Source organism: uncultured Anaerococcus sp. (genome assembly GCF_937934665.1).
In the GTDB taxonomy this organism is placed as follows: domain Bacteria; phylum Bacillota; class Clostridia; order Tissierellales; family Peptoniphilaceae; genus Anaerococcus.
This window is the reverse complement of record NZ_CALGYW010000100.1, coordinates 1-6,183: the sequence shown is the minus strand read 5'-3', so window position 1 is coordinate 6,183 and position 6,183 is coordinate 1. Positions and strand designations below refer to the sequence as shown.

Here is a 6,183-nt window from a genome sequence, read left to right as displayed (position 1 = left end):
TTTGCAATTGTTCCACTCTTTAACATCATAATTCCAAGAAGTACCGTATATCCAAGAACTCCGAATATGCTGGCATGAATATCTGTGGTTACATGAATCGTTTTTACAAGTACCGCATATATTCCAAGGCATATCATAAGAAACAATCCCTGAAGCCCAAGTGCAAATAATCCCTTGATATAATTTGTTCCAATCTGTCCCCATTCTTTATTTCCCATGGTTGCAAATGGAATTGCTGATACTGAGCTATACAAGCAAATTTCAATCATTCTTCCATAAGTTATTACGGTAATTATGATTGATACAACCTGGATTGAAAGCTTCACCAGTGAAGTATCCATTGCTATCAGTATCAGATTCCATAAGCTTTCATCTTTTAGATGATCTATCATTGCGGCCACATCCATAGCATCAAGGGATGCATTTGTATTTATCACTCCCGCCGCCTTAGTTACTAAATTCTGTGATACATCAAATACTGCCATCGAGAAGGTGAAAGCATTACTTACAAACCATACTGCTATCCACATCTTGATAATGTATTTAAAGAAATCAAATGTATCTGTATCAGAGTGCATATTATTTTTCTCCATGACCATGTTTATGAGTTCTATGCACAAGACGGCGGTTATGATAATTCCCGCTATAGGGATAACTACAGTATCGTTAATATTCTTTACAAAGCTGAACACTTCTGCATTCCAGCTACTTGGTGTTTTCCCGACTTCTGTAGCTACAAGACTTACATTCTCATTTATATCTAAGAACATTGCTTCAAGGTTTGCTTGGATAATTCCGATGAAAATCTCCTGAAAAAATTCAGTTATTTTGTCGAAAAGTCCAAACATATTTTATCTACCTCTTTCTTAATTAAGTGTATTTGCAAGTAAAGGTATAAGTTTCATTCCAATAAGAACAATACCTCCGCCTGCCATTAGCTGCTTGATCCCTTGTGATTTTGCTCCAGGGTTATCATTTCCATAACCCTCCATAAGGTTAATTACTCCCCATGCCCCTAAACCTGCACCAATTGCAGTAACTAAAGTTTTTAAAACTGCTATTCCTTCTGTAAAAAATGCCATATTATTTTTCCTCCTTATTTTCTTTTTCAATTTTATTCATATGTTTTACTATAAAATTCTTATATAGCTTGTCATTATTTCTTCTTTCCCTAATATAACCAAAGACATGGACAAGATCTCCAGCCTTTAGTTCCTTTGCTACTTCTGACCATTCACCATAAGCTGCACAGTTTGTATAGTGCCTTTTCCCATTCTTCTTTTCTACAAGGGAGAAATTTGTTACATTGATAGTTTCACCATCCCAGTCAAAAGAAGCTGTTTTTACCTCTCCTACTAGATTAGCTGTTACATTTTTCATATCTCTTTCTTTAAAATTTGCCATATTCTAATTCTAGCCTCCTCTTTTCTTTTTTGAAATAAAAAAAGCGACTGGACTTGTTTCTTATCCAATCGCTATAAATCAAATTTATTAACTTTGTTACTTTCTTTTTTGAAGGGCTTCTCACCTTAACCTTCATATCTTCACCTACAATCTTGTTATTATAGAATCTTTATTGAGCTTGGCCTTACCTTGTTTCTTCATATATTCTTCAATATCGAAGAAGTTTCTATCATCATAATCTTCAAGATGCTTATAATTTTTATGCTTGGTAATATCAAACTTCTCTGATAGAAATGGTCTTACACCTCTTAGTTGCATAATGCACTTGCTTCCATCCATTACAAAGAGTTCATCTTTAGTCATAAGTTCCTTGCCAGTTTTCTGATAGTTAAGCCCAAAAGACTTTTGATTACTTCTTGTTTCTGATGTATTGAATAGGTCAATAGTTTCCTTGCCTAAGGTTTCTGAAATCTCTTTTAAAGTACCATTCTCCTTTCCTCCTAAAAATAATGTGGTATCACAGTTACCAATAATAGTATCTGCATTATCTTTATATATGGCCTTTAGTTGTGATTGTGCTTGTAGAACTATGCAAGCACTTATTTCCCTAGAACGAATTGTCGCTATAAGCTTTTCAAATTTAGGGATTAGGCCAATATTTGCAAACTCATCAAGGAGACATCTAACATGAACAGGAAGTCTTCCGCCATAGACATCATCTGCCTTATCACAAAGTAGATTAAACATCTGAGAATAGAGAAGTGATACTACAAAATTAAAGGTATCATCTGTATCTGAAATGATGACGAATAAGGCTGTTTTTCTATCTCCTAGGGTATCAAGTTCCATTTCATCTTCACTCATTAGCTCTCTAAGTTCCTTAATATCAAAAGGAGCTAATCTTGCACCACAAGAAATTAAAATAGATTTTGCAGTTTTTCCTGCCGCTAGTTTATACTTGCGATATTGCTTAACTGCAAAATGGTCTGGATCCTTTTCTTCCAAGGCTTCAAACATATAATCTATTGCATTTTTAAAGTTTTCATCCTCCTCTCTAACCTCACTTGCATCTATCATGGCTAGTAGGGTTGTAAAGTTTTGTTCCTCCTTTGGAGTTTCATAAAATATATATCCTATAAGGGCTGTATAATAAAGTCTTTCAGCCTTTACCCAAAAATCCTCTCCTGCCTTTTCACCATCCCCCTTTGTATTTGCTATAATTGTCTGAACCAGCTTTAGAATATCTTTTTCACTTCTTAGGTAGGCAAAGGGATTATATTTCATGCTCTTATTAAAATTAATTGTATTAAGAGATTTTATTTCATAACCATTCACCTCTAACATTTTGCCACATTCATGAAGAAGACTTCCTTTAGGATCAGTTACTACATAACTTGAGTGTAGTTGCATCAAATTAGGTTTTACAAAGAATCTCGTCTTTCCAGAACCTGACCCACCAATTACAAGTACATTTTTATTTCTTGCATACTTAGGAATCTTTGGTCTACTATTCATGGTAATTCTTTCTGTTTCAGTTAGTAGAAGATTATTTCCAAAATCATCATCCATATATGGAGAAATATCCTTGGCATTACCCCATCTTGCAGAGCCATATTCAGTACCCTGCCTAAATTTCTTTGCATTTTTACCCTTGCTATATAAAATAAGTTTCACTATTCCAGCTAGGACAAGACCTACAAGCAAGTCCCTCGGATAAAAACTTGGAATATAGGTCATAGTTTCTATTTCCATGACCGCCTGGAATATACGGTCTATTAAGTCACCTCCTATATATGAATTTATATGGTGAGAGAGAATATCTCCTAAATAGAAAAATGCAAGATAGGGCATGTTCTTTTTAATAAATTCCTTCCCATCTTGCACATCAAATAAATCCTTTATGTCCTTTTTAATTTTTTCTACTATGCTCACAACCTCACCTCCTTAAGCCAGAGATTTCTTATCTTTCCTCACCTTTTTCTTTTATTTGACTATCTTTTTTTATAGTGTTATTATTAATAACTTTTTCTTTATATTCACTAAGAAGTGCAATAGTTGATTTCTTCTTTTTATTCAACTGCTTGTCTGAAAATCTTATAGGCTTTCCTTCAAGAATAAATTCAGATATATTAAGGAAATTCAAATCTTCATCATGGGGAATAATTTTAAAGACAGCATGGATAAAATGGCTTTCTCCCCCCAGCTTATAGGTCTGTCCATATACAGAAAGATTAAGAAATCCCTCATCATCTATAAGAAAATCTACTCCATTTTTAAAATCAGCAAGCTCTGCCAGCTCATATATATCCCATAGATTTATATTAATAACTTGCAAATCTTTATTTCTATGGCCTATATCCTGGTACTTATGAAGGACTACACAATCATAGTTATCTAGCTTTCTTAATTCCCCTAGAATCTTATTTATTTCTTCATTATGTTTAACTAAATCTCTTTCATCACAATTTATACAACTTTTCTTATTAAGCATTATCATCCAAGACCACCTCCTTCTAGATTTCTCCCATCTCTTTAAATAAGGAGAAAAGATATGCTCTTCCCTCAGGTCTAACTACTGTATAGACTCCGGGTTGTCCATTATATTTATTGATATAATCTTTTAATTTAAAGTAATCAGCTGCAGTTGAGTAATATCTTAGTTTCCCTTTTTGATTTCTATAAAGATAACCCCTATCAATGAGTATATTTATAAATCTATTTTGAGAAACTCCTAATTCTTTTGCAGTATCCCTAAGGCATATACAGTCACCTAAATCCATAAACTTATCAAAGAATTCTCCCTTGGGAATAAGACCTTCTAATTCTTCTGTCCTAGCTTCTATTTGTCTTAAGGCTACAAGATAGCCCCTTGCTAAAAGTTCTTGATCATTCATTTCCTCCTGTCCTGAAAAATATCCACCATGCTTTCTAATTGAAGGTAGAACTTCACTTGTTACCCAGTTTTTAAATCTTATGGCACTTTCAAGTTTACTTCCAAAAATCAGTGCATACATTCCAGACTCATTTATTACTATCAAATTCCTTCCTTGACCTGATACGGTAAAACACCGTTTCAGCTTATCTTCCTCATATACATGACTTGCAATCGCATCACTTGGTCTTTTGTATCCTAGAGCCTGGGCTATATCCATTCCTACAAACCATGGTTCATTATCTATAAGCATTGTCCTAACCTGTCCAAATTCAAAACTTTCAAATGTTTTTATTTTATTCATCTCTTTCACCTATCTTTCACCTAGAAGTAACTCTCTAGTTTTATTTAATTTTAATTTTCCTATTTCTCTTCTTATGTCCTCTCCTGCAATTTTTACTGGAATACACATCTCCCTAATTCTTGAATATATCCTTTCTTTATCAATATCATTACTTCCACTCATGATTACACCTAAGGGAATATTTGTTGAAATAATAGTGGGTTTCTTTGCTTCATATCTGGTATTGATAATCTGATAGACCATTTCATTTATATATTCTGTATTTCTTTCAATTCCAAAATCATCAAGAATGAGAAGTGGTACACTGCATAAGAGCCTGTAATATTCATTTTTATCTATATCAAAGCCACGCTTTTCAATATCATTTATTATCTGAGGGATATTTCTCATCTTCACCCTTATCTGGTATTCTTCAATAATTTTATTAGCAATACAAGCTGCTAAATATGTCTTTCCTGTTCCAACATTCCCATGAAATATAAGTCCATTATTATTTTTCGCAAGTTCTTTAAAGTTCTTAACAAAATTCTTTGCTATAATAACTTCCTGTCTTTCAGGCTCTATAATCTTTTCAAAACTATAGCTTATTAGATTTCTGCTAGTAGCAAAACATTCTTCTTTAAGCCTTCTGATGTGGTTTGCTATTTCTTCTTCCTTTCTCTTAGCCTCTGTTTCCCTATCACATCTACAATTTCGACTAAATATTATTTTTTTACTACCAAGACAAGCAAGGGGTTCTGAATCTATTTGTTCACCACATTGTCTACAATAAACATGGCCATCTCTTTCATGAGCCCTATTTGCATTAAAAGAAAATCCTACTCCATCAATTTCAATTATTTTTATTTTATCTTCCATTTTATCTACCTCTCTAATCATTTAAGTTCCATTCACTTTCATAGTCCGAGGGATCTCCCGTATAAGATTCCTCCCTCCTAAGCTTTCCTTCGCTCTTATCTTTTAAATACCAGGTCATAATTGTTGAAGCATGGTCTTTATAGGTTTTTCCTGTACTTTGCATATAGGCTGATAATCTTTCAATATAATCATTAAGATTAGGGATTTTATCTTCTAGTTTCATTTCTTCTTCATTAGAAATAATTACATTTAAGAAGGTTCCTTTTTTATCCTTCTCACTAAAATCAATATAACTATTATCAATCTTATTATTCTCTATATAGTTAGGTTGTCTTTTTGATAAGTCTAGACTTTCCTTTTTTGCCACTCTTGAATTATCAAAATCACCATTCTTGACTTGTCCTTTTGACAAGTCTTGATTTTCCCTTTTGATTGATCTAAGCTCTTCATTTCTAAAAATACTCATAAAATCTTTGACATAAATTTTAGTAGGATTACCCTGGCCTGCCCTCTTTTTTGTAATAAGACCAATCTTCTCAAGATCTTTAATAAGTTTTACTGCCTTTTTAATACCACAAGCAAGTTGTGCGGCTGTTTCCTCAACAGTAAAGTAGATATAAACCCTTCCATTTTCATCTACCCAGTTATTCTTATAAGATAAGGTACTCCTTGACAGATACATGGA

8 protein-coding genes are annotated in these 6,183 nt (G+C 33.1%); all 8 read right to left on the bottom strand.

Features of this window, described 5'->3' with window-relative positions; translation table 11 throughout:
- On the bottom strand, positions 1-848 hold an 848-nt coding region (locus Q0410_RS05365), incomplete at its 3' end, for a VirB6/TrbL-like conjugal transfer protein, CD1112 family (protein ID WP_299033925.1).
- 18 nt (positions 849-866) lie between these two features.
- Positions 867-1,082, bottom strand: a complete 216-nt coding sequence (locus tag Q0410_RS05360; RefSeq protein WP_018579567.1) for a Maff2 family mobile element protein — start codon at positions 1,080-1,082, stop codon at positions 867-869.
- Between the two features lies 1 nt (position 1,083).
- Positions 1,084-1,404, bottom strand: a complete 321-nt coding sequence (locus Q0410_RS05355; RefSeq protein WP_025642399.1) for a single-stranded DNA-binding protein — start codon at positions 1,402-1,404, stop codon at positions 1,084-1,086.
- Positions 1,405-1,548: 144 nt separating this feature from the next.
- Complete coding sequence (locus tag Q0410_RS05350) at positions 1,549-3,330, bottom strand: VirD4-like conjugal transfer protein, CD1115 family (RefSeq protein WP_025642397.1); 1,782 nt, start codon at positions 3,328-3,330, stop codon at positions 1,549-1,551.
- 34 nt (positions 3,331-3,364) lie between these two features.
- Positions 3,365-3,901 carry a hypothetical protein gene (locus Q0410_RS05345; RefSeq protein ID WP_025642395.1) on the bottom strand — a complete coding sequence of 179 codons (537 nt, stop codon included), beginning with the start codon at positions 3,899-3,901 and terminating at the stop codon, positions 3,365-3,367.
- A gap of 16 nt (positions 3,902-3,917) precedes the next feature.
- The gene (locus tag Q0410_RS05340) at positions 3,918-4,640 is read right to left on the bottom strand and encodes a BRO family protein (protein ID WP_025642393.1); all 723 of its coding nucleotides are present in this window, start codon (positions 4,638-4,640) and stop codon (positions 3,918-3,920) included.
- Between the two features lie 9 nt (positions 4,641-4,649).
- On the bottom strand, positions 4,650-5,498 hold the full coding sequence (locus Q0410_RS05335; RefSeq protein WP_051403574.1) for an ATP-binding protein: 849 nt from the start codon (positions 5,496-5,498) through the stop codon (positions 4,650-4,652).
- Positions 5,499-5,511: 13 nt separating this feature from the next.
- On the bottom strand, positions 5,512-6,183 hold a 672-nt coding region (locus Q0410_RS05330; protein ID WP_299033894.1), incomplete at its 5' end, for a replication initiator protein A.